The 22,360-nt window shown below is 68.1% G+C and carries 22 protein-coding genes and 1 tRNA gene; 3 read left to right on the top strand and 20 right to left on the bottom strand.

The window, feature by feature from the left end:
• Window positions 1-3: 3 nt before the first annotated feature.
• Window positions 4-432, top strand: coding sequence for a hotdog fold thioesterase (locus ACQ4LY_RS14855; RefSeq protein WP_431072696.1), 429 nt, complete (start codon window positions 4-6; stop codon window positions 430-432).
• Here ACQ4LY_RS14855 and ACQ4LY_RS14850 read toward each other — a convergent pair.
• On the bottom strand, window positions 407-970 hold the full coding sequence (locus ACQ4LY_RS14850; RefSeq protein ID WP_431072694.1) for a GNAT family N-acetyltransferase: 564 nt from the start codon (window positions 968-970) through the stop codon (window positions 407-409). The genes ACQ4LY_RS14855 and ACQ4LY_RS14850 overlap by 26 nt on opposite strands.
• Before the next feature lie 3 nt (window positions 971-973).
• Complete coding sequence (locus ACQ4LY_RS14845) at window positions 974-1,594, bottom strand: ANTAR domain-containing response regulator (RefSeq protein ID WP_042536652.1); 621 nt, start codon at window positions 1,592-1,594, stop codon at window positions 974-976.
• Between the two features lie 100 nt (window positions 1,595-1,694).
• Here ACQ4LY_RS14845 and ACQ4LY_RS14840 point away from each other — a divergent pair.
• A tRNA-Leu gene (locus ACQ4LY_RS14840) sits at window positions 1,695-1,777 on the top strand.
• A 61-nt stretch (window positions 1,778-1,838) separates the two neighbouring features.
• Here ACQ4LY_RS14840 and ACQ4LY_RS14835 read toward each other — a convergent pair.
• Window positions 1,839-2,324: a hypothetical protein gene (locus ACQ4LY_RS14835; RefSeq protein WP_431072691.1), complete on the bottom strand. Its 486-nt coding sequence runs from the start codon at window positions 2,322-2,324 to the stop codon at window positions 1,839-1,841.
• A gap of 116 nt (window positions 2,325-2,440) precedes the next feature.
• Between ACQ4LY_RS14835 and ACQ4LY_RS14830 the strand changes: the two genes are divergently transcribed.
• Entirely contained in the window at window positions 2,441-3,694 is a 1,254-nt protein-coding gene (locus ACQ4LY_RS14830) for an alpha/beta fold hydrolase (protein ID WP_431072689.1), read from the top strand.
• 6 nt (window positions 3,695-3,700) lie between these two features.
• Here the strand turns inward: ACQ4LY_RS14830 and ACQ4LY_RS14825 are convergent, their stop codons facing one another.
• From ACQ4LY_RS14825 to fmt, 17 genes are all read right to left on the bottom strand, one after another.
• On the bottom strand, window positions 3,701-4,360 hold the full coding sequence (locus tag ACQ4LY_RS14825) for an esterase/lipase family protein (protein WP_431072687.1): 660 nt from the start codon (window positions 4,358-4,360) through the stop codon (window positions 3,701-3,703).
• Between the two features lie 148 nt (window positions 4,361-4,508).
• The gene (gene pyk, locus ACQ4LY_RS14820; protein WP_431072685.1) at window positions 4,509-5,960 is read right to left on the bottom strand and encodes a pyruvate kinase; all 1,452 of its coding nucleotides are present in this window, start codon (window positions 5,958-5,960) and stop codon (window positions 4,509-4,511) included.
• Window positions 5,961-6,015: 55 nt separating this feature from the next.
• Window positions 6,016-7,482: a glutamate synthase subunit beta gene (locus ACQ4LY_RS14815; protein ID WP_431072683.1), complete on the bottom strand. Its 1,467-nt coding sequence runs from the start codon at window positions 7,480-7,482 to the stop codon at window positions 6,016-6,018.
• On the bottom strand, window positions 7,475-11,998 hold the full coding sequence (gene gltB / locus ACQ4LY_RS14810) for a glutamate synthase large subunit (RefSeq protein WP_431075692.1): 4,524 nt from the start codon (window positions 11,996-11,998) through the stop codon (window positions 7,475-7,477). Before gltB ends, ACQ4LY_RS14815 begins: the two co-directional genes overlap by 8 nt.
• Before the next feature lie 135 nt (window positions 11,999-12,133).
• Window positions 12,134-13,162, bottom strand: coding sequence for a prolipoprotein diacylglyceryl transferase (gene lgt, locus ACQ4LY_RS14805; protein ID WP_431072681.1), 1,029 nt, complete (start codon window positions 13,160-13,162; stop codon window positions 12,134-12,136).
• A 10-nt stretch (window positions 13,163-13,172) separates the two neighbouring features.
• Entirely contained in the window at window positions 13,173-13,976 is an 804-nt protein-coding gene (gene trpA, locus ACQ4LY_RS14800; protein WP_431072679.1) for a tryptophan synthase subunit alpha, read from the bottom strand.
• Window positions 13,973-15,241, bottom strand: coding sequence for a tryptophan synthase subunit beta (trpB, locus tag ACQ4LY_RS14795; protein ID WP_431072677.1), 1,269 nt, complete (start codon window positions 15,239-15,241; stop codon window positions 13,973-13,975). Before trpB ends, trpA begins: the two co-directional genes overlap by 4 nt.
• On the bottom strand, window positions 15,241-16,014 hold the full coding sequence (trpC, locus tag ACQ4LY_RS14790) for an indole-3-glycerol phosphate synthase TrpC (protein ID WP_431072675.1): 774 nt from the start codon (window positions 16,012-16,014) through the stop codon (window positions 15,241-15,243). The genes trpB and trpC overlap by 1 nt, the downstream gene beginning before the upstream one ends.
• A complete protein-coding gene (locus ACQ4LY_RS14785; RefSeq protein ID WP_056307697.1) occupies window positions 16,014-16,259 on the bottom strand; it encodes an HGxxPAAW family protein in 246 nt (81 codons plus the stop codon). Before ACQ4LY_RS14785 ends, trpC begins: the two co-directional genes overlap by 1 nt.
• A 48-nt stretch (window positions 16,260-16,307) precedes the next feature.
• Window positions 16,308-16,898, bottom strand: coding sequence for a Trp biosynthesis-associated membrane protein (locus tag ACQ4LY_RS14780; RefSeq protein ID WP_431072672.1), 591 nt, complete (start codon window positions 16,896-16,898; stop codon window positions 16,308-16,310).
• The gene (gene hisI, locus ACQ4LY_RS14775; RefSeq protein WP_431072670.1) at window positions 16,895-17,254 is read right to left on the bottom strand and encodes a phosphoribosyl-AMP cyclohydrolase; all 360 of its coding nucleotides are present in this window, start codon (window positions 17,252-17,254) and stop codon (window positions 16,895-16,897) included. The genes ACQ4LY_RS14780 and hisI overlap by 4 nt, the downstream gene beginning before the upstream one ends.
• On the bottom strand, window positions 17,251-18,012 hold the full coding sequence (gene hisF / locus ACQ4LY_RS14770; RefSeq protein WP_431072668.1) for an imidazole glycerol phosphate synthase subunit HisF: 762 nt from the start codon (window positions 18,010-18,012) through the stop codon (window positions 17,251-17,253). The genes hisI and hisF overlap by 4 nt, the downstream gene beginning before the upstream one ends.
• Entirely contained in the window at window positions 18,012-18,854 is an 843-nt protein-coding gene (gene hisG / locus ACQ4LY_RS14765; RefSeq protein WP_056509944.1) for an ATP phosphoribosyltransferase, read from the bottom strand. Before hisG ends, hisF begins: the two co-directional genes overlap by 1 nt.
• Before the next feature lie 38 nt (window positions 18,855-18,892).
• Complete coding sequence (locus ACQ4LY_RS14760; protein ID WP_056307688.1) at window positions 18,893-19,156, bottom strand: phosphoribosyl-ATP diphosphatase; 264 nt, start codon at window positions 19,154-19,156, stop codon at window positions 18,893-18,895.
• Window positions 19,153-19,833, bottom strand: coding sequence for a ribulose-phosphate 3-epimerase (rpe, locus tag ACQ4LY_RS14755; protein WP_431072665.1), 681 nt, complete (start codon window positions 19,831-19,833; stop codon window positions 19,153-19,155). Before rpe ends, ACQ4LY_RS14760 begins: the two co-directional genes overlap by 4 nt.
• Before the next feature lie 4 nt (window positions 19,834-19,837).
• Window positions 19,838-21,400, bottom strand: a complete 1,563-nt coding sequence (locus ACQ4LY_RS14750) for an RsmB/NOP family class I SAM-dependent RNA methyltransferase (protein ID WP_431072663.1) — start codon at window positions 21,398-21,400, stop codon at window positions 19,838-19,840.
• Entirely contained in the window at window positions 21,397-22,317 is a 921-nt protein-coding gene (gene fmt, locus ACQ4LY_RS14745; protein WP_431072661.1) for a methionyl-tRNA formyltransferase, read from the bottom strand. The genes ACQ4LY_RS14750 and fmt overlap by 4 nt, the downstream gene beginning before the upstream one ends.
• Window positions 22,318-22,360 lie beyond the last annotated feature (43 nt).

The raw sequence follows: 22,360 nt of genomic DNA, 5'->3' as shown, positions 1-22,360 counted from the left end.
TCCATGACCGAGACCGCGACGAGCGCAGGACTCGACTGGGCGACAGCCCGTGGGATGGGCGCACTCGCCCAGAAGATGGGCATGGAGTTCCTCGAGTTCACCACCGAGCGCTGCGTCGCGACGCTCCCGGTCGAGGGCAACACGCAGCCCGTCGGCCTCATGCACGGCGGCGCCTACGTGGTTCTCGGCGAGTCGCTCGGCTCGATGGCCGCGAACCTGCACGCGGGCCCCGGCCGACTCGCGGTCGGCGTCGACATCAACGCGACGCACACGCGCTCGGCGACCTCGGGAGTGGTGACCGGAGTCTGCACGCCGGTGCATCTGGGACGGAGCATCACGGTGCACGAGATCGTCGTCTCCGACGATCAGGGTCGCCGGTGCTCGACGATCCGCATCACCAACATGATCAAGGACGCTCCGCAAGCGCACTGAGCGGCTCATCCAACAGCAGCTGGAACAGCAGGTGATCCTGCCACTCCCCCGCGATCCTCAGGTACTGCGGTGCGATGCCGATGCGCTCGAAGCCGACCTCCGCGAGAACACGCTGCGACCCGGCGTTGTGCAGCAGGGTCGCCGCCTGCAGGCGGTGCAGCCGTACCTCGTCGCGGGCGTACGCCGCGACGAGGTGCACGCCGCGGGAGGCGAGACCACGACGAAGTCGCGTCCTGTCGATCCAGTAGCCCAGATCGGCATTCCAGAACGCACCGCGGACGATGTTGTTGAGGTTGATCCGGCCACGGATCTCACCGTCTGACGACTCGATCACGAAGCGGATATTGCGACCGGCGGAGGCTTCGATCACGCACTGCTCGGCGTGGAACTCCTGCCACTTCGGCGTGAAGAAATCCGGCTCCCTGAGCGGTTCCCAGGGTGCGAGATGCTCACGGTTCGCGGAGTACGCTCGCGCGAGCGCAGCGCCGTCACCGATCGCGACCGGGCGCAGAATGTGCTCCGCGTCGAGCGGAAGCACAGCCTACTTCTTCGGCGCGAGCTGCTCGATGATCGCCTTCGCGACGTCCTGCATCGTGAGGCGGCGGTCCATCGACGCCTTCTGGATCCAGCGGAACGCCTCAGGCTCCGAGAGGCCCATCTTCTCGTTGAGCAGGCCCTTTGCCCGGTCGACGAGCTTGCGGGTCTCGAATCGCTCGACCATGTCGGCGACCTCGGCCTCGAGCGTGATGATCTGCTCGTGACGTGCCAGAGCGATCTCGATCGCCGGCAGCAGGTCGTTCGGCGTGAAGGGCTTGACGACGTAGGCCAGTGCTCCGGCCTCGCTCGCGCGCTCGACGAGCTCCTTCTGGCTGAAGGCCGTGAGGAGCACGACCGGGGCGATGTTGCCCTTGTGCAGCTTCTCGGCAGCGCTGATGCCGTCGAGCTGCGGCATCTTGACATCCATGATGACGAGGTCGGGGCGCAGCTCGGTCGCGAGTGCGACGGCGGTCTCACCGTCTCCTGCCTCACCGACGACATCGAAGCCGTTGTCGCGGAGGATCTCGACGATGTCGAGACGGATCAGCGACTCGTCCTCGGCGACGACGACGCGTCGGGGTGCGGATGACGTGGGCTGCTCAGCTGCCTGTTCTTGCTCGGTCACGTATCCATCCTAGTGGAGTCGGTCTCCGAGGTCCCGATGGGCGAGGCGCGCGCCCGTGATCATGCCTGCTCTGCGCTACAGTCGAAGACGCGATACACGAGCCGGCGTGGCGGAATGGCAGACGCGGAGCACTCAAAATGCTTTGTCCGAAAGGGCGTGTGGGTTCGAGTCCCACCGCCGGCACACAGTGTGATCGAACCGGGCACGGCGCAGACGGGTCACGCTGAGCCGGATGCCGCCGAGGTCACTCCCCCAGCGCGGACGAGACGCGGATCCAGATCTCTCCGTCGATCAGCAGATACTGATCCAGAGAAGGACGCATCGCGCGGAGCAGTTCGCGCTCCGCCGCTGCGGGACTGTCTGCCTGAAGCACATCTACGGGGACCAGGCTCTGGATGAGCGTGTCGAGATTCTGGTCGGAAGCCGTGACCGTGGTGCCGTCCACCAGCATCGGTTCGTACGCGAGGCCCCCGTGGATCCGCTCGCCGTCCGCTCCGAGGACGGTGTCGTCGCCGCGCGTCTGCGCGAGGTAGGTCGGCACACACGCGAACGCATCGCAGGAGCGGAAGCGGCGCTTGAGCCGGTAGCGGACGCCGATGCTCCCCGGCTTCATCGGCGGCAGAGGGGCGAGGTCCGAATCAGCGGATGCGCCGGGGAGACCGCTCCCGGGCGCGCCGATCGTGATCCGGGCGCTGTCGGGGCGCTCACGCGTGTCGGGTTCGAAGGTCACGTCATCCATAGGTGGGGCGAAGACGTGTCGGCCACGGCAGCACCTCGACCAGAGTAGCCGTCCGGTCGCCGATCGTGCATCTGTCGCCCGCCGGAATGATGCGCTAGACAGATCCCATGCATCCGCGCCGATCCGCCGACATCTGGAATCGCACCAGGGCTCGGCGCCGCGGGTTCCTCGTCGCGCTGCTGGTCGTCGCGCTGATCGGCGGTGTCTTCGCGGTCGATGCCGTCCGGAGACACGTCGAGGGCGAGGCCGATCTGCAGACCGATCCTGCCTTCTACACCGTTCCGGACCCGCTTCCTGCAGGCGAGCCCGGCGAGATCATCCGCGTCGAGGCGATCGCCAGCGCTCCTCTCGGGTCGACCGCCTGGCGCATGATCTATCACTCCCGCGACCTCTCCGGAACGGACATCCCCGTCTCTGCGGTCGTGATCATCCCCGATACGCCTGCGCCCGCGCAGGGACGGACCGTCGTCTCGTGGGGGCACCCCACGACGGGTGCCGCGCAGAAGTGTGCACCGTCGCTCAGCGTCGATCCCTTCCAACTGATCGAAGGCGTTCACGAGCTCCTCCTCGAGGGATACGCCGTGGTCGCCTCCGACTACCCCGGGCTCGGGGTGCAGGGGGCGTCGTCGTATCTGCTCGGGATCCCCGAGTCGAACAGCGTCCTCGATGCGGTGCGCGCGGCACGAGCGATCGACGATGCGCGGATCGGCGATGAGTTCGTGCTCTGGGGACACTCGCAGGGCGGGCAGGCGGTGCTGTTCGCAGCCGAGCGCGCCGAAGAGTACGCTCCCGAGCTGACCCTTCTCGGAGTCGCCGTCGCCGCTCCCGCCGCGGACCTCACCGAGCTGATGAGCGACGACATCGTGGACGTCTCCGGTGTCACGATCGCCTCCTACGCGATTCCGGCCTACGAGGCGGCGTATGCGGACAGGTACCCCACTGACGACCTCGCGTCGATCCTCACACCGGCAGGTGCCTCCGCGACCCCCGACATGGCCGCGCTCTGCCTGCTCTCCGAGAACAAGGAGATCCATGCCATAGCCGACCCGCTCATCGGCGGCTATGTGAGGAGCGACCCGGCGACGACCGAACCCTGGAAGACGCTCCTCACCGAGAACAGCGCAGGATCCACGCCCATCACGGTTCCCGTGTTCGTGGGGCAGGGGCTGGCGGACGAACTCGTGAGGCCGCCAGCGACCGAGGACTACGTGACGCTCCTCTGCTCGCAGATGGTCGATGTCAGCTTCCATCGGTATCCCCACGTCGACCACGGTCTCGCCGCGTACGCGGCGTTGCCCGAGATGCTGATCTGGCTCTCCGGCGTGACTTCGGGTGCCGCTCCGACGAGCGACTGCCCCTAGTACGGATCAGCCCTCGGAGAGGGCGGCGACCTCGGCGAGCACGCGGGGGTCCGCGAGGATCCGGAAGTGCCCTCCGGTGTCGATGCGTACGTTCTTGCGTGCACCGACCAGCTCGCTCCCCTCGGGGATGTGCGGGTCGAAGGCGGCGTACACCGACACGATCCGCTCGTTCACCTCGAGATGCTTCGCGAGCTCGACGATCGACGGGTCCGAGGGCGAGAACGCCCACAGCGAGCGGACCGGGAGGAGGCGCGCATAGCGGGATCCGCCGAACGGCGTCGATACCGCGAGCATCGCACGGATGCGGCCTCCGGAGTCACCGGCCATCGCGAGCTTGCCCGCGAGCCCGCCCTTGCTGTGCGCGACCAGGATCACATCGGTCATCCGGTTCGTCTCGAGGAACTCCTCCACTACCCGGGCGGCGTCGTGCACCGGCCGCTGATTGCGTTCGAGGCCGTCGAGGACGTGGACGGGATGACCGCGATCATGCAGCGCGGTGATCAGCGGCTGCATGAACCTCCACGTCTCATAGACCCCCGGCAGGATGAGAAGCGGCGCAGCATCACCGCTCGCGAAGGCACTCGCATCCTGTCGATCGAACGCCGCCCGGACCTGCCAGTAGACGGCGTACGCGTAGTCGGCGATCCACCAGCCGGCCCTCTTCACGAGAAAGATGATCCACTCCCCTGCCACTCTCGCCGACGCGGGTGCGTCCCGCTCGACGATACGCCCGAGGCGATGGTCGGTGCGGCGCCGCCCCGGGGTACGACGAAGGGGCGGAACAATCGTTCCGCCCCTTCGCTGCGAAATCCGGTCAGACCGTGGCTTCCTTGTAGATCGGAGCCGCGCCGTTCACGGCGTCTCCGACCTTGTGCACGCGGATGTCATTGGTGGAACCCACGATTCCAGGAGGGGAACCGGAGATGACGACGACCTTGTCTCCCTCGACGGCGAGACCGCTCGAGAGCAGGTAGTCGTCGACCTGCAGGTACATCAGGTCGGTGTGCTGGACCATGTCCACGAGCTTCGACTGGATGCCCCAGGTCAGTGCCATGCGGCGGCGGATGTTCGGCTCGGGAGTGAACGCGATCATCGGGATGCGCGAGCGCAGTCGCGACAGACGACGAGCGGAATCGCCCGACTGGGTGAAGACGCAGAGGTACTTCGCCTCGACGAACTCGGCGACCTCGAGGGCTGCGAGGGTGATCGCGCCACCCTGCGTGCGGGGCTTGGTCGTCAGGGGCGCGATGCGCTCCAGGCCATGCTCCTCGGTCGACTCGATGATGCGAGCCATCGTCTCGACGACGACGATCGGATAGTCGCCCACGCTGGTCTCGCCCGAGAGCATCACGGCATCGGCACCGTCGAGCACCGCGTTCGCGACGTCCGAGGTCTCTGCACGTGTGGGCACGGGGCTGTTGATCATCGACTCGAGCATCTGCGTCGCGACGATGACCGGCTTCGCCATGCGACGCGCCAGCTCGACGGCGCGCTTCTGCACGATCGGAACGGCCTCGAGCGGCAGCTCGACGCCGAGGTCACCGCGGGCGACCATGATCGCGTCGAACGCGTCGACGATCCCCTCGAGCGCGTCGACGGCCTGCGGCTTCTCGACCTTGGCGATGACAGGGACCTTGACGCCCTCTTCGGCCATGATCTCGTGCACGCGACTGACGTCCTCCGCGTTGCGGACGAACGACAGGGCGATGAGGTCGGCGCCGATGCGCAGACCCCAGCGGAGGTCGTCCTCGTCCTTCTCGCTCAGCGCGGGGACGTTGACCGCGACACCGGGAAGGTTGATGCCCTTGTTGTTGGACACGGCTCCGGCGACGATGACGCGCGTGGTGACGGTGACACCGTCGGTCTCGACGACCTCGACGCGGACCTTGCCGTCGTCGATCAGCAGGAAGTCGCCCGGCTTGACATCCTGGGGCAGGCCCTTGAAGGTCGTGCCGCAGATGTCCTTGTTGCCGATGATGTCTTCGGTCGTGATCTTGAAGATGTCGCCCTTGGCGAGCTCGTAGGGGCCCGCCTCGAACTTGCCGAGGCGGATCTTCGGTCCCTGCAGGTCGACGAGGATGGCGACAGCGCGGCCGGCGTCGTCCGCTGCCCGACGCACGTTGGCGTAGTTGTTCTCGTGCACGGAGTAGTCACCGTGGCTGAGGTTCAGACGGGCGACGTCCACGCCGGCGTCGATGATTGCACGTACGGTCTCATACGTGGATGTGGCGGGGCCCAGGGTGGCGACGATTTTCGCGCGTCTCAAAGATTGCTCCAGGGTAGTGGGGGATGGAAATCAGGCGACGGTGCCGCGGCTCAGCCTACGCGGGCTGAAGGCCGATAGCGACTTCATGCGGACGCACCGGCTCGGGCAGCACGGTGGTTCCCATGAGGAACCGGTCGACGTTCGCGGCGGCTGCACGGCCCTCGGCGATCGCCCAGACGATGAGCGACTGCCCACGGCCCGCGTCGCCGGCCACGAAGACACCCGGAACGGTGGACTCGTAGCTGTCGTCGCGACGGAAGGCGCCACGGTCGGTCAGCTGCGGAAGCGTGTCCTCGGTGTAGCCGTCCTGCTCGGGTCCGGTGAAGCCCATCGCGATGAGAACGAGATCAGCGGGGATCTCGCGCTCGGTGCCGCTCTTGGGCACGCGACGGCCGTCGACGAACTCGGTCTCGGCCACGCGCAGAGCCCGCACCTCGCCCACGTCGTTCGAGAGGAACTCGACCGTGGAGGCGAGGAAGACGCGCTCGCCGCCCTCTTCATGAGCCGACGCCACCTCGAACAGGGTCGGCATCATCGGCCAGGGCTGGTGCCCAGGACGCTCGGTGCCCGGCTGCTTGCCGATAGCGAGGTTGGTGACGCTCAGCGCGCCCTGACGGTGAGCCGTGCCGATGCAGTCCGCACCGGTGTCGCCGCCCCCGATGACGATGACATGCTTGCCCTCGGCCGTGATCTGCTCGGGGACCTTGTCACCGGCGACCGCGTGGTTGGACTCGACGAGGTACTCCATCGCGAAGTGCACGCCGTCGAGGTCACGACCGGGGATGGACAGGTCGCGGGGAACCGTGGATCCGGTGGCGATCACGATCGCGTCGTAGCGCGCCCGGAGATCGGCCCAGGAGATGTCCTTGCCGATCTCGACTCCGGCCCGGAAGCGGGTGCCCTCTTCCTGCATCTGGCGAAGGCGCGATTCGAGCTGCCCCTTCTCCATCTTGAAGTCGGGGATGCCGTAGCGCAGCAGCCCGCCGATGCGGTCGTCGCGCTCGAAGACGGCCACAGTATGGCCGGCTCGGGTCAGCTGCTGTGCGGCGGCGAGACCCGCGGGACCGGAGCCTACGACGGCGACCGTCTTGCCGGTCAGCCGAGCGGGAGGCTGCGGCTCGACCCAGCCCTTGGCGAAGGCCTCGTCGATGATCGAGACCTCGATCTGCTTGATCGTGACCGCTGGCTGGTTGATGCCGAGCACGCACGAGCTCTCGCACGGGGCGGGGCACAGACGGCCGGTGAACTCCGGGAAGTTGTTCGTGGCGTGCAGACGGTCGATCGCCGCTCGTCCCTCGCCGCGCCAGGTCAGGTCGTTCCACTCGGGGATCAGGTTGCCGAGCGGGCAGCCCTGATGGCAGAACGGCACACCGCAGTCCATGCAGCGACCGGCCTGGCGCTTGAGCACCGCCTGATCGCCCGCCTCGTAGACCTCTTTCCAGTCCATGATGCGCACCGGCACCGGGCGACGCTTGGGGAGCTCACGCTCCGTGGTCTTCAGAAAGCCTTTGGGGTCAGCCACCGGTCACCTCCAGGATACGGTTCCAGACGATGTCGCCGTCGGGATCGATGCCCTCGGCCACTGCTTCCTCGCGCATGCTGCGCACTGCGGCGTAGTCCCGCGGAAGCACCTTCGTGAACTGGCCGGCGGTCTCATCGAACCGCGCCAGGATGTCGGATCCGAGCGGCGATGCCGTCTTCTCCACGTGAGCGACGATCAGGCTGCGCAGCACCTCGAGATCGGCGCGGTCGAGCGGCTCGAGCCTGAGCTCTCCGCTGCCGAGCGACTGCGCGTTCACCTTGCCCGTGTCGAGCGAGTGGATGTAGGCCACTCCCCCGGACATGCCAGCGCCGAGGTTGCGACCCGTCGATCCGAGGATCACCGCGACGCCGCCCGTCATGTACTCGAGGGCGTGATCTCCCACGCCTTCGACGACTGCGGTCGCTCCCGAGTTCCTCACGAGGAACCGCTCGCCGACGATGCCCGACAGGAACATGGTTCCCGCCGTCGCACCGTAGCCGATGACGTTGCCGGCGATCACGTTCTCGTGCGGCTCGATGGCCGAGCCCCGCGCCGGACGGATCGTGATGTCGCCGCCCGAGAGCCCCTTGCCGACGTAGTCGTTGGCGTCGCCCTCGAGGCGGAGCACGATGCCCGAAGGCAGGAACGCGCCGAGCGACTGTCCGGCGGTGCCGTGCAGCGTGACGTCAATCGTTCCGCTGGGGAGTCCTGCCGCTCCGTGCCGAGAGGTGACCTGGTGGCCCAGCATCGTCCCGACCGCACGTTCGGTGTTGGCTATCGGCAGCTCGACGACCACGGGCTCACCGTTCAGAAGAGCGGGCTTCGCGATGTCGATCAACTGGACGTCGAAGTGCTTCTCGAGTTCGTGGTCCTGGGTGCGGCGGCTGCGACGCGGCTCGCTCGCCGGGAATGCCGGTCCCTCGAGCACCGGGCTCAGGTCGAGACCCTCGGCCTTCCAGTGCTCCAGGGCGGCGTTCGCCTCGATCAGTTCTGCGCGTCCGACGATCTCGTCGATCGAGCGGAAGCCGAGCTCTGCGAGCAGCTCGCGCACCTCTTCGGCGATGAACTCCATGAAGTTCACCACGAACTCCGGCTTACCCGTGAAGCGCTCACGAAGAACCGGGTTCTGGGTGGCGACGCCCACGGGGCAGGTGTCGAGGTGGCAGACGCGCATCATGATGCAGCCGCTGACGACGAGGGGCGCGGTCGCGAAACCGAACTCCTCCGCGCCGAGCAGCGCGCCGATGATGACGTCGCGACCCGTCTTCAGCTGACCGTCGACCTGCACGACCACGCGGTCGCGCATGCCGTTGAGCATGAGCGTCTGCTGCGTCTCGGCGAGACCGAGCTCCCACGGGGTTCCGGCGTGCTTGAGGGAGTTCATCGGGCTCGCGCCCGTACCTCCGTCGTGACCGGACACGAGGATGACGTCGCTGAGAGCCTTGGCGACACCAGCGGAGACCGCTCCGATGCCGGACTGGCTGACGAGCTTGGTGTGGATGCGCGCGTCGGGGTTCGCCCGCTTCAGGTCGAAGATGAGCTGCTTGAGGTCTTCGATCGAGTAGATGTCGTGGTGAGGAGGGGGCGAGATCAGACCGACACCCGGCGTTCCCCCACGCGTGCGGGCGACCCAGGGGTACACCTTCTGCGGGGGCAGCTGACCGCCCTCGCCGGGCTTGGCGCCCTGGGCGAGCTTGATCTGGATGTCGTCGGCCTCGGTGAGATACAGGCTCGTGACGCCGAAGCGACCGGACGCGACCTGCTTGATGGCGCTGCGACGCTCGGGGTCGAGCAGTCGTTCGGTGTCCTCGCCGCCTTCACCGGTGTTCGACTTGCCGCCGATCCGGTTCATGGCGATCGCGAGGGTCTCGTGCGCCTCCTTGGAGATCGAGCCGTAGCTCATGGCTCCCGTGGAGAAGCGCTTGACGATCGCGGACACCGGCTCGACCTCGTCGAGAGGCACGGGCTTGCGGGTCCCGGTGCGCAGCGTGAACAGTCCACGCAGCGTCTTGAGCTCGGCAGCCTGGTCGTCGACGAGCTTGGTGTACTCGCGGAAGATGTCGAAGCGGCGCTCACGTGTGGCGTGCTGCAGTTTGAACACGGTCTCGGGGTTGAAGAGGTGCGGCGAGCCGTCACGACGCCACTGGTACTCGCCACCGGTCCACAGACGCTCGTGGGCACGAGCCGCCTCGTCTTCGGGATAGGCGTAGTCGTGACGCGCCTGGTTCTCGATGAAGATCTCTTGGATGCCGATGCCACCGAGCTTCGACTCGGTGCGCGTGAAGTAGCGGTCGATGAACTCCTCGCTCAGACCGACGGCCTCGAACACCTGAGCCCCGGCGTACGAGGAGACCGTGGAGATGCCCATCTTCGACATGATCTTCAGCACGCCCTTGCCGAGCGCGTAGATCAGGTTGCGCACGGCCTTCTCCGGGCTGATGCCCGTGATGTAGCCGGTGCGCACGAGATGCTCCACCGTCTCCATCGCGAGGTACGGGTTCACCGCCGACGCACCGTAGCCGATCAGGGTCGCGACGTGGTGGACCTCGCGGACGTCACCGGCCTCGACGATCAGACCGACCTTCATGCGGTTCTCACGACGGATCAGGTGGTGGTGCACGGCGGAGACCATGAGCAGCGACGGGATCGGGGTCAGATCCTTGTTCGAGTCGCGGTCAGACAGGATGATGAACTCGGCACCCTGTTCGATGGCCTCGTCGACCTCGTCGCACATCTCGGTCAGACGCTTCTCGAGCGTGTTCGACCCGGCGTCGAAGTGGTAGAGGCCCTTGATCGTCACGCTGGAGCGATCGGGCATCGCCTTGTCGATGTGGCGGATCTTCGCCAGCTCGTCGTTGTCGATCACCGGGAAGTCGAGCGACACCGTGCGGGTGTGGTCGGGACCCCAGGTGAGCAGGTTGCTCTCGGGGCCGAGGCCGAGCTTCAGGCTGGTGACGACCTCTTCGCGGATCGAGTCGAGCGGCGGGTTGGTGACCTGCGCGAACTGCTGCGTGAAGTAGTCGAAGAGCAGGCGCGGACGCTTGCTGAGCACGGCGATCGGGGTGTCCGATCCCATGGCGCCCAGCGGCTCCATTCCTGTCTGCCCCATCGGGGTGAGGAGGATCCGCACCTCTTCTTCGGTGTAGCCGAAAGTGCGCTGACGACGGGTGATCGATGCCGGCGGGTGCACGATGTGCTCACGCTCGGGGAGATCGGCGAGACGCACCGATCCGGCATCCAGCCACTCCTGCCAGGGGTGCATCGTGGCGAGGTCGTGCTTGACCTCTTCGTCTTCGATGATTCGCTTCTGCGCAGTGTCGACCAGGAACATCTTGCCGGGCTGCAGACGCCCGCGGCGCTTGATGCGCTCGGGCTCGAACGTGAGCACACCGGTCTCCGAGCCGATCACGATCAGTCCGTCTGTCGTCTCGGTCCAGCGGCCCGGGCGAAGGCCGTTGCGGTCGAGCGTCGCACCGACGACCGTGCCGTCGGTGAAGATGAGGGCTGCGGGGCCGTCCCACGGCTCCATCTGGTTCGAGTGGTACTCGTAGAACGAGCGCAGCTCAGGCGAGATGTCGGACTGCTTCTCGTAAGCTTCGGGAACCATCATCATGATGGCGTGCGGCAGGCTGCGTCCCGTGAGCGTGAGCAGCTCGAGCACCTCGTCGAAGGACGCCGAGTCGCTCGCGCCGTCGGTGCAGATCGGCAGCAGGGGCGCGACGTCGCCGAGCAGCTCGGATTCGAGCTGCGACTGACGTGCGCGCATCCAGTTGCGGTTGCCGCCGACCGTGTTGATCTCGCCGTTGTGTGCGAGCATGCGCAGCGGCTGAGCGAGCGGCCATGACGGGAAGGTGTTCGTCGAGTAGCGCGAGTGCACCACCGCGAGCTCGGACATGAAGCGCTCGTCCTGCAGGTCGGGGTAGAACGGCTCGAGCTGCAAGGTCGTGACCATGCCCTTGTACCCGAGGGTGCGGGCCGACAGCGATACGAAGTAGGCGCCGAGCTCGTGCCCGGCGCGCTTGCGCAGACGGTAGGCGACGCGGTCGAGGGCGATGCCCGTCAGCGGGGCCTGTGAGTGCGTGGCGCCGCCCGCACTCACGAAGAGCTGCTCGAAGGCGGGGCGTGCCTCGTCGGCGAGCTTTCCGAGGTTGTCGTTGACCGTGGGCACCTCGCGCCATCCGAGGACGCGCAGGCCCTCGGCGCGGGCGATCTTCTCGATGCCGGCCTTCTGCTGGCGGCGTTCGCTGGAGTCACGCGGGAGGAACGCCAGACCCGCGGCGTACTCGCCGACCGGGGGCAGTTCGAAATCGGTGACCGCTCGCAGGAACGCGTCGGGCATCTGCGTGAGGATGCCCGCACCGTCTCCGGTGCCGGCGTCGGAGCCGATCGCACCGCGGTGCTCGAGGTTGCGCAGCGCTTCGAGCGCGAGCGCGATGATGTCGTGGCCTGCTTCGCCACGCAGGGTCGCGACCATAGCCAGGCCGCAGGCGTCCTTCTCGAACGCCGGGTTGTACATGCCCTGCTTCGGCGGGTAAGCGCCGGAGGCGCCGTAGGGAGGCTGAAAATACACCAGTACCGTCCTCAGATCTTCAGATGACCCGGGGACGTCATTGGCCGGGTGGATGCGATGGGGTCCGCACGGACCGGTCGGCTATCGAGCGCCTTCCGTGTCCGTGGGAGCGGTGCTTGTGGCGCTGGCTCCTGCGGCGACTTCTTCGGACGGAGGCTCACTCACGTCCACGAAATCGGAGGTATTGTCCTGCGATTCTACATCAGCGTCCAGGTCCTTCCGGCCGCGACCGGGCTGGTACGGCGAAGGCTCGAGTCCGGGATGACGGCGCGACTGCACCACGAGGATTGCGAGACCCACCACGATGCCGATGATCGCAGCCCACACGTTGCTGCGGAGCCCGAGGATGATCTCGCTCGGATCGATGCGGATCGACTCCCACACGACACGGCCGGCGCTGTACCAGATGAGGTAGATGGCGAAGAGCTTGCCCCACTGGAAGGCGGTCGCCTTGCGGCTCAGCCACAGGAGCACGATGACCCCGAGGACGTTCCAGATCACTTCGTAGAGGAACGTCGGGTGGAAGAGTGTGCCCTCGGGAAGGCCAGGGGGGAACGCCGAGTTGTCGGAGGGGATCTCGAGACCCCACGGCAGGTCGGTCGGGAGTCCGTAGAGCTCCTTGTTGAACCAGTTGCCGAACCGGCCCATGGCCTGCGCGAGCAGGAGTCCGGGTGCCAGTGCGTCGGCGAAGGTCCAGAAGCGGATGCCGGTCCAGCGGCAGCCCAGGTAGGCGCCGATCGCGCCGCCGATGAGCGCGCCGAAGATGGCGATGCCGCCCTCCCAGATCGCCCACACGGAGCCTGGCTCGAACGGGTTCCAGGTGTTCTTGCCCTCGCCGAAGTAGAAGTTCGGGTGCGTGAGCACGTGGAAGATGCGCGCGCCGATGATCGCGATCGGAACGGCGAGGATCGAGATGTCGATCACGACCCACGGCTCTGCCCCGCGCTTGGTGAGGCGGTGATTGGTCAGCAGCACGGCGGCGATGATGCCGGCGATGATGCAGAGCGCGTAGAAGTGGATCCGGAGCGGGCCGAGGTCGATGTACGAGACCGGAGGACTCGGGATGCTGGCGAGCACGCCGCTGAAGGTGCTGTGGAGCGCGAGGGACATGATTGCGATTCTAGTTCTCGTGTGCGGGGCGCGACGACGACGTGCCGACGGCCAGGTTTCGGGTGACCTCCGCGAGGGCGGGGATGCCCCCGTCGCGAAGGGCTCGGACGAGTGCAGTGCCGACGATGGCGCCGTCCGCATACTCGGAGACACCGGCGATCTGCTCGGCGGTCGAGATGCCGATGCCGACGCAGGCGCGGATGCTGCCGTGTTCACGGAGGCGACCGACCAGGGTGCGCGCCGCCCGATCGAGCTCGGTGCGCTCCCCCGTGATGCCCATGGTCGAGACGGTGTACACGAAGCCCGTCGATGACTTCACGACGAGTGCGAGACGCTCATCGGTCGAGGTGGGGGCCGCGAGGAAGACGCGGTCGAGACCGGTCCGCTCGCTCGCGGAGATCCACTCGCCTGCGACATCGGGGGTGATGTCGGGAGTGATGAGCCCCGCCCCGCCGGCCGCCAGCAGATCGTCGGCATAGCGATCGACACCGTACTGGAACACCGGGTTCCAGTACGTCATGACCAGCACGGGGACATCGGTGGCGGCGGTGATGGCCCGGACTGCCGTGAAGAGGTCCTTCATCTTGAACCCGTTCGCGAGCGCGGCGGTCGTGGCCTCCTGGATCACGGCGCCATCCATCACGGGGTCGCTGTACGGCGGGCCGAGCTCGATGATGTCCACGCCGTTCTCGGCGAGGGCGATCGCTGCCTGGATGCTGGTCTCGAGATCGGGGAAACCCACGGGGAGGTACCCGACGAATGCGCTGCGACCCGCCTCGTGTGCGGCGGCGATCGCCTGTTCTACGCGGCTCACAGCTCCGGCTCCCCCTTCGACGCCGCCTGCTCTTCGGCGCTCTCCTCGGCAACGTCGTGCGCCAGCGCTTCGGCGTCGTAGAGGTCGAAGTACCGTGCAGCGGTGTCCATGTCCTTGTCTCCCCGGCCCGACAGGCAGATCGCGATCACGGCATCCGGCCCGAGCTCACGCCCGATTCGCAGCGCGCCGGCCAGCGCGTGCGCCGACTCGATCGCGGGGATGATGCCCTCGGTGCGGCTCAGCAGTCGCAGCGACTGCATGGCCTCGTCGTCGGTGGCGGGAATGTACTCGGCTCGTCCGATGTCGGCGAGCCAGGAGTGCTCCGGACCCACGCCCGGGTAGTCGAGCCCGGCCGAGATCGAGTGCGACTCGATCGTCTGTCCGTCCTCGTCCTGCAGCACGTAGGTCTTCGCGCCGTGCAGGATGCCCGGTCGTCCGCGCTCGATCGACGCGGCGTGACGGGGCGTGTCGACGCCATCGCCTGCGGCCTCGACGCCGTAGAGCCTGACGCCCTCGTCGTCGAGGAAGGCATCGAACATGCCGATCGCGTTCGACCCTCCGCCGACGCACGCGACGACCGCGTCGGGCAGGCGTCCGACCTCGTCGAGCAGCTGCTGGCGGGCTTCCTCGCCGATGATCTTCTGGAAGTCGCGCACCATCGCGGGGAACGGGTGCGGGCCAGCGGCGGTGCCGAAGATGTAATTGGTGTTCTCGACGGTCGCGACCCAGTCGCGGTAGGCGTCGTTGATGGCGTCCTTCAGCGTGCGGGATCCCGACGTGACGGCGATGACCTCGGCGCCCAGCAGGCGCATCCGCGCGACGTTGAGCGCCTGGCGCTCGGTGTCGACCTCGCCCATGTAGATCGTGCACTCGAGCCCGAAGAGCGCGGCCGCGGTGGCCGTGGCGACTCCGTGCTGGCCTGCGCCCGTCTCGGCGATCACGCGCGTCTTTCCGAGGCGTTTGGTCAGCAGCGCCTGACCCAGCACGTTGTTGATCTTGTGCGAGCCGGTGTGGTTGAGATCCTCGCGCTTGAGGAAGACCCGCGCACCGCCGGCGTGCTCGGCGAACCGCGCGACCTCGGTCAGCGGCGACGGGCGTCCCGCGTAGGAGCTGAGCAGAGACGACAGCTCGGAGCGGAAGGCCGGGTCGGCGATCGCGTCGGCGTAGGCCGCGGAGAGCTCGTCGATCGCGGCGATCAGCGATTCGGGCATGTACCGTCCGCCGTAGTCGCCGAACAGTGGACCATGCTGATCACGCAGGCTCATCACGCCTCCAGGAAGCTCTTGAGAGTGGCGACCGGGTCGCCCGTGACGAGCGCCTCACCGATCAGGACGACGTCGGCACCCGCAGAGCGGTAGTGCGTGACGTCTGCGGGGGTGAGCACGGCGGACTCGGCGATCTTGACCGCAGAGTCCGGGATGCGCTCGACCAGGCGGCCGAACAGGTCGCGGTCGAGCTCGAGGGTCTTGAGGTCGCGAGCGTTGACCCCGATCAGAGGCGCGCCGAGGTCGATCGCGACCTCGAGCTCGTCGGCCGAATGAGTCTCGACCAGAGGGGTCATGCCGAGCTGCGTGATGAAGCCGAAGAGGTCGTCGAGGACTGCGCGCTCGAGTCCGGCGACGATCAGCAGCACGAGGTCAGCACCCGCGGCACGCGCCTCGAGCACCTGGTAGCGGTTCGCGATGAAGTCCTTGCGGAGCACCGGCAGTGAGACGCGGGCGGTGACCGCCTCGAGGTCGGCCAGGCTGCCGCCGAACCGGCGCTCCTCGGTGAGGACGCTGATGGCCGAGGCTCCCCCGGTCTCGTACAGCGACGCCTGCAGCGCAGGGTCGGGGATCTCGGCGAGGGCGCCACGAGACGGGCTCGCGCGCTTTACCTCGGCGATGATCTTGACCCGCTCGGCAGGAGCGAGGAAGGAGAGTGCGTCTTTTGCGGCGGGGCGCGCCAGAGCATCGCGCTCGACCTCGGCCAGCGGCCGAGTGAGTGCGCGACGTTCTGCGTCAGCGACTGCGCCGGCCGTGAGGTCGGCGAGGACCATTAGTGCGCCTTCGGCGAGTACTTGGGGCCCTTCACGCCGTAACCGGCCTTCGCGAGCAGCCAGCCCACGAGCGCGCCGATCGGGACGATCGCGGCGCCGACCCAGATCAGGGCGACCCACACGGGGCTGAACTCGGCGAGGCAGAATGCCAGCGTGCCGATCGTGAAGCCCGCAAGCATGATGATCACGGCGGTCCATGCTGCCGGCGAGTGTCCGTGGCCGGGGTCAGCGATCGGGTTGGTCATGGTCTCCTCCGGGGGACGACGTGGTGGGTCGGTTCAAGTCTATCGGGGTCATCGTGTGGGGTCGGTTCCGCGAGACAGGTCGTCCCACGAATCGATCGCGTCCACAGGGCCTGCAGCGGCTTCGACGTGCGCGGCATCCGTGCGGTAGCGGCGTCCGCCCGTCTTCCAGCGACGCCAGGTGAGCAGGACCACGAGTGAGGCTGCCAGCAGGACGACCCACCCGATCAGCGTCATCACCGGCCAGGCCGAGAGCTCGATGCCCGCGACGACGTCGGCGATCGCCGAGCTCCCCGCGAGGCCGGTGGTCTCGGTGACCGTCGGTCCGACCGCGCTCAACGGCTCGGAGAGCAACAGCTGGAAGGTCGTCCATCCGAGGAACAGGGCGCTGGCAGTACCGAGCACGCCGAAGACGAGACGGACGACCGGGCCGACGATCGACAGGGCGATGCCGAGCGCGAGCACGGCCAGGCTCAGCGGTGCGAGAAGCGGCAGCGCGGAGGCTCCCGGAACCAGGATCGCCTCGCCGGCATCCGCACGCTCTACGGTCAGCCAGGTCTGGGTCGACGAGATGATGCCGATCGCCCCGGAAAGCAGGAAGCCGGAGACGGCGATGGAGCGGCCTCGACGGGCGAAGGTCATGCGGAGGCTCCCCCATCGACGGCCTCGAGGTCGTTCGAGTCGAAGCAGGTCCGTGTGCCGGTGTGGCAGGCGGGCCCGGTCTGGTCGACGCGAAGCAGGATCGCATCGCCGTCGCAGTCGAGGCGGGCCTCGTGCACGACCTGGATGTGGCCGGAGGTGTCGCCCTTGCGCCAGTACTCCTGACGTGACCGCGACCAGTAGACGGCGCGACCCGATGTGAGGGTCCTGCGCAGCGCCTCGGCATCGACCCACGCGAGCATGAGGACCTCTGCCGTGTCCCACTGCTGCACGATGACGGGGGCGAGCCCGTCGGCGTTGAACGCGACCTGAGCGATACGCTCCTCGATGTCGGTCATCGGACGATCACTCCCTCGGCGCGCAACGCGTCCTTCACATCGCCGACGGTGAGAGCGCCGGTGTGGAACACGCTCGCGGCCAGCACTGCATCAGCCCCGGCCTTGATGGCAGGTGCGAAGTCATCGGCCCTGCCCGCTCCGCCGGATGCGATCACCGGCACGGATGCCGCCTCGCGCATGAGCTTCACCAGTTCGAGATCGAAGCCGTCGCGCGTGCCGTCGGCGTCGATCGAGTTGACCAGGAGCTCGCCGGCACCGCGTTCTGCGGCTTCCCGCGCCCAGTCGAGCGCGTCGAGAGTCGTCTGTGTGCGTCCACCGTGCGTCGTGACCACGAATCCCGAGTGCGTCGTGTCTGCACGCTTGACATCGAGCGAGAGCACGAGCACCTGCGCACCGAAGCGATCGGCGATCTCGCCGATGAGCTCCGGTCGTGCGATCGCGGCGGAATTGACGCCGACCTTGTCGGCACCGACCGAGAGAAGACGCGCCACGTCGTCGACGCTGCGCACTCCCCCGCCTACCGTCAGCGGCACGAAGACCTGCTCCGCCGTGCGCTGCACCACGTCATACGTCGTCGCGCGGGCATCGACGGTCGCTGTGACGTCGAGGAAGGTGATCTCGTCCGCGCCCTGCGCCGCATAGTGCCGCGCGAGCTCGACAGGGTCGCCCATGTCACGGAGGTTCTCGAAGTTGACGCCCTTGACGACGCGCCCGTCGGCGACATCCAGACACGGGATGACTCGGCTCGCGAGGGTCATCAGAGCCTCGCGTTGTGGATCGCCGTGACGAGGATCGCGCGGGCGCCGAGCGCGTACAGCGCGTCCATCACGGGGTTGACGCGCGCCCGCGCCACCATCACGCGAACCGCGACCCACTCCGGGTCGCGCAGCGGCGAGACGGTCGGCGACTCGATGCCCCCGGCGATCTTCACCGCGTCGTCGAGGAGCGCCAGCGGCAGGTCGTAGTCGATCATCACGAAGCGGCGGGCGACCATCACTCCGCGCAGGCGACGCAGCAGCGTCTCGGACCCCTCGGCGTCCTGCGGACCGGCGATCAGGACGGCTTCGGACTGGAGGATGACAGGACCGAAGACGTCGAGCCCCGCCTGACGGAGTGTGGTGCCGGTCTCGACGACATCCGCGACGGCATCGGCGACGCCGAGGCGCACGGCCGACTCGACCGCGCCGTCGAGCGGCACGAGGTCGACCGCGATGCCGCGCTCGTCGAGGAAGGCGTCGACCAGCCCGGGGTACGAGGTGGCGATACGGAGCCCGTCGAGCTCGGAGACGTCGGTGTAGCGGCCGGAGGGCGCAGCGAAGCGGAACGTGGACCCGGCGAATCCGAGCGCCTCGATCTCGCGTGCACCCGGCATCCGGGCGTCGAGCAGGAGATCGCGCCCCGTGATGCCGACGTCGATGGCCCCCGAGCCGACGTAGGTGGCGATGTCCTTGGGGCGGAGGTAGAAGAACTCGACGTCGTTGTCGGTGTCGACGACGTGGAGGGTCTTGGGATCACGACGACCGGCATAGCCGGCCTCCGCGAGCATGTCGGCGGCCGTCTCGGAGAGAGAGCCCTTGTTGGGAACAGCAATGCGCAGCATGGGATGCCTTCAGATCGAAGCGAGTGGGGCGGAGCGCTTCACAGATGTCGGTAGACGTCCTGAAGGCTCAGGCCCTTCGCGATCATCATCACCTGCACGTGGTAGAGCAGCTGGGAGATCTCCTCGGCCGCGGCCTCATCGGACTCGTACTCGGAGGCCATCCAGACCTCAGCGGCCTCTTCCACGATCTTCTTGCCGATCGTGTGCACACCGCCGTCGAGCTCTGCGACCGTCCCCGATCCCTCGGGTCGGGTCTCGGCCTTGAGGCTGAGCTCGGCGAACAGCTCGTCGAAAGTCTTCACGATTCCAGGCTAGCGGCTCTGGCGCGGTCCCTGAGCCGAGTGACGGCCGCTTCGACGTCATCCGCGCCGTACACGGCGGACCCGGCGACGAATGTGTCGGCCCCCGCGGACGCAGCCGCCTCGATGGTCGCATCCGAGATGCCGCCGTCGACCTGCAGCCAGACGTTCGACCCTCGTCGCTTCGCCTCATCGGCGAGGGCCCGGAGCTTCGGCATCGTCTCGGGCATGAAGCCCTGACCACCGAAACCGGGCTCGACGGTCATGACGAGGATCTGATCGAACTCCTCGAGGACGCTGTACAGGCCCTCCGCGGGTGTGTCGGGCTTGATCGCGACGCCCGCGCGAGCGCCCATGCTGCGAAGCGTGCGGGCGAGCGAGATAGGGTCGGCGGCCGCCTCGAGGTGGAACGTGACGCTCGCCGCTCCCAGCTCCGCGTAGCCGGGGGCCCATCGCTCGGGGTCGGTGATCATCAGGTGCACGTCGAGCGGGATCGGGCTGGTCGCCTGGATCCTCTCGACCATCTGCGGTCCGAAGGTGAGGTTCGGAACGAAGTGGTTGTCCATGACGTCGACGTGCGCGAAGTCGGCCGTGGCGATCTTCGCGAGATCACGCTGCATGTTCACGAAGTCGGCGGCGAGGATGCTGGGGTTGATGCGCGGTGCGCGGGGAAGATCCACGTCTCTAGTCTCCTTCTTCGGCGTTCGCGCCGCTCGGCTCTGTCGCACTGCGCTGCAGGAGCGCGAGGAACATGGCGTCGGTGCCATGACGATGCGGCCACAGCTGCACGCGCCCCGACCCGTCGCGCCCGAGGTCGATCGGCGCTTCGGAGACGCCGGCGATCACTGCTCGCGCATCGAGTTCCGTGATGTCGCTGCGTCCTCTGAGCACCTCCTGCACCACGCCCGTGGTCTCGGCGAGATGCGGAGAGCAGGTCGCGTAGGCGACGATGCCACCGGGGGCGAGCGCGTCGAGCGCGGAGCTCAGGAGCTCGACCTGCAGCGGAACCAGCTCGGCGACGTCGGCCGGACTCTTGCGCCACCGCGCCTCAGGGCGCCTTCTCAGCGCCCCGAGACCGGTGCAGGGAGCATCGACGAGGATGCGATCGAACACGCCGCTGTGCGAGGCGCCGAAAGAACGGCCGTCCTCCTCGTGCACCACGACGTCTCCGGGCACGGCCTTCAGCGCGTTGCGCACGAGCCGTGCGCGCGCCGGGACGACCTCGTTGGCCTCGAGTGTCACTTCGTGCCCTCGGGCGATCGACGCGAGCAGCGCGGTCTTGCCGCCCGGGCCTGCGCAGAGGTCGAGCCATCGCTCGCCCTCCGCGATCGGCGTGGCCCCGGCCAGTGCGAGAGCGACCAGCTGGGACCCCTCGTCCTGCACGCGCACGGTGCCCCCGGACTCGGAGATCACCCGATGCGGGTCTCCGCCCGGCGAGCCGTACGCCGTCGGTGCATAGGGCCGTCGCGGCTCGCCCGGTTCGGCGAGACCGGGCAGCGCCACGAGCGTCACCTCGGGCGAGGCATTGTCCGCGTGGAGGAGGTCGTCGAGCTCATCGGCCCTGCCCTCGGCCGCCAGCGCGCGGCGCAGAGCGCGGATCACCCACACCGGATGCGCCGACCGCAGAGCGAGTCGCTCGTCATCCGAACGGGCGGAGGCCTCGATGCGCTGCTCCCACTCCCCTGGCGTCTCGCGCGAGATCCTACGGAGGACGGCGTTCGCAAAGCTCGAGGCGCCCCGGCCCTGCACCTCGGCGACCAGGTTCACGGACTCGTTCACGGCGGCGTGCGAGGCGACCCTGGTCGCGAGCAGCTGATGGGTCGCCAGTCGGAGAGCATCCAGCACCGCCGGATCGATCTCCTCGGCAGGACGGTCGGCGGCGGACGAGATGATCGCATCGTAGGTGCCGCGACGCCGGAGCGTGCCATACGCGAGTTCGGTGGCCAGCGCCGCATCCTGTGGGTTCAGCCGCGCCTCGGCGATCGCCGAGGGCAGGATCAGGTTCGCGTACGCATCCGACTCCGTCACCGCACGGAGCACGTCGTAGGCGACCCGACGGGCCGGCTGCACCGTGCGTTGCGGGCCAGTGCGCTGCGGGCCTCGCTGCTGGGCACCGCGCGACTGCGGGGTGCCCGAGGAGGACTGACCGCGTTCGCCCTGCGACGAACCACGGCGTCCCTGCGACCGGCCTCGGGGGTCTCCGCTGCGTCCGGCGTGGCGCGGACGGTCGCTCTGCTCGCCGCTCATGCTCCAGCTCGCACGTTCTCGGTGTCGCGCTGACCACGCCACCAGTCGACCGCGTTCATAGCGCCCTTTCCTGCGGGCTGCACCCGCGTCACCGACAGGGGCGCTGATGCCGTTCCTACGAGCAGCGCCGTCTTGGTCGCGATGATCTCGCCCGGCTCCAGCTCCGGACCGTCGACCGCGGGTGCCGCCTCGAGGATCTTCAGCCTCAGGCCGTCGACGCTCGTGTGCGCCCCGGGTTCGGGAGTCACCCCGCGGAAGCGCGCGAAGACACGGGCGAGCGGCTCACTCCACTCGAGCCGTCCGTCGTCGAGGGTGAGCTTCGGCGCCAGCGTCGCCTCGCCCTCCTGCGGCACCGACCGAGCGGTGCCGTCGGCGATCGCGGCGACTACCTCGGACGTCAGATCCGCGCCGTCGACCGCGAGGGCCTCGAGAGCCGCATCGGCCGTCGCCTCCGCGGCGACGTCGACGACGCGAGTGGCGAAGACGTCACCCGCATCGAGCGCGGGGACGAGCTGGAAGACGCTGGCGCCGAGCTGTTCGTCGCCGGCGATCAGGGCCCGCTGCACCGGAGCGGCTCCTCGCCACTGCGGCAGGAGCGAGAAGTGCAGATTGATCCAGCCCTTCGCGGGGGTCGAGAGCAGCGGCTCGCGAACGAGTCCGCCGTAAGCGACGATGACGCCGAGATCCACGGCGAGGGCAGCGATGGCCTCCGTGGCCTCTGCGTCCAGGCGCGCAGCCTTGATGATCGGCAGACCGAGCTCAGCGGCGACCTGGGCGACCGGCGACGGCGTCAGCACCCGCTTGCGGCCCAGCGGAGCGTCGGGTCGTGTGACGACCGCGGCGATGTCGTGCTCCGTCGCGAGGCGACGGAGGGTGGGAACGGCTGCCGACGGTGTGCCGGCGAAGACGAGACGCATGAAGGTGCTCCGGAGGGATGCGGGGGTGGATCGGGAGAGGGCT

It is taken from the genome of Microbacterium phyllosphaerae (genome assembly GCF_050628115.1).
Taxonomy (GTDB): Bacteria; Actinomycetota; Actinomycetes; order Actinomycetales; family Microbacteriaceae; genus Microbacterium; species Microbacterium phyllosphaerae_A.
This window is presented reverse-complemented; position numbering and strand designations above follow the sequence as displayed.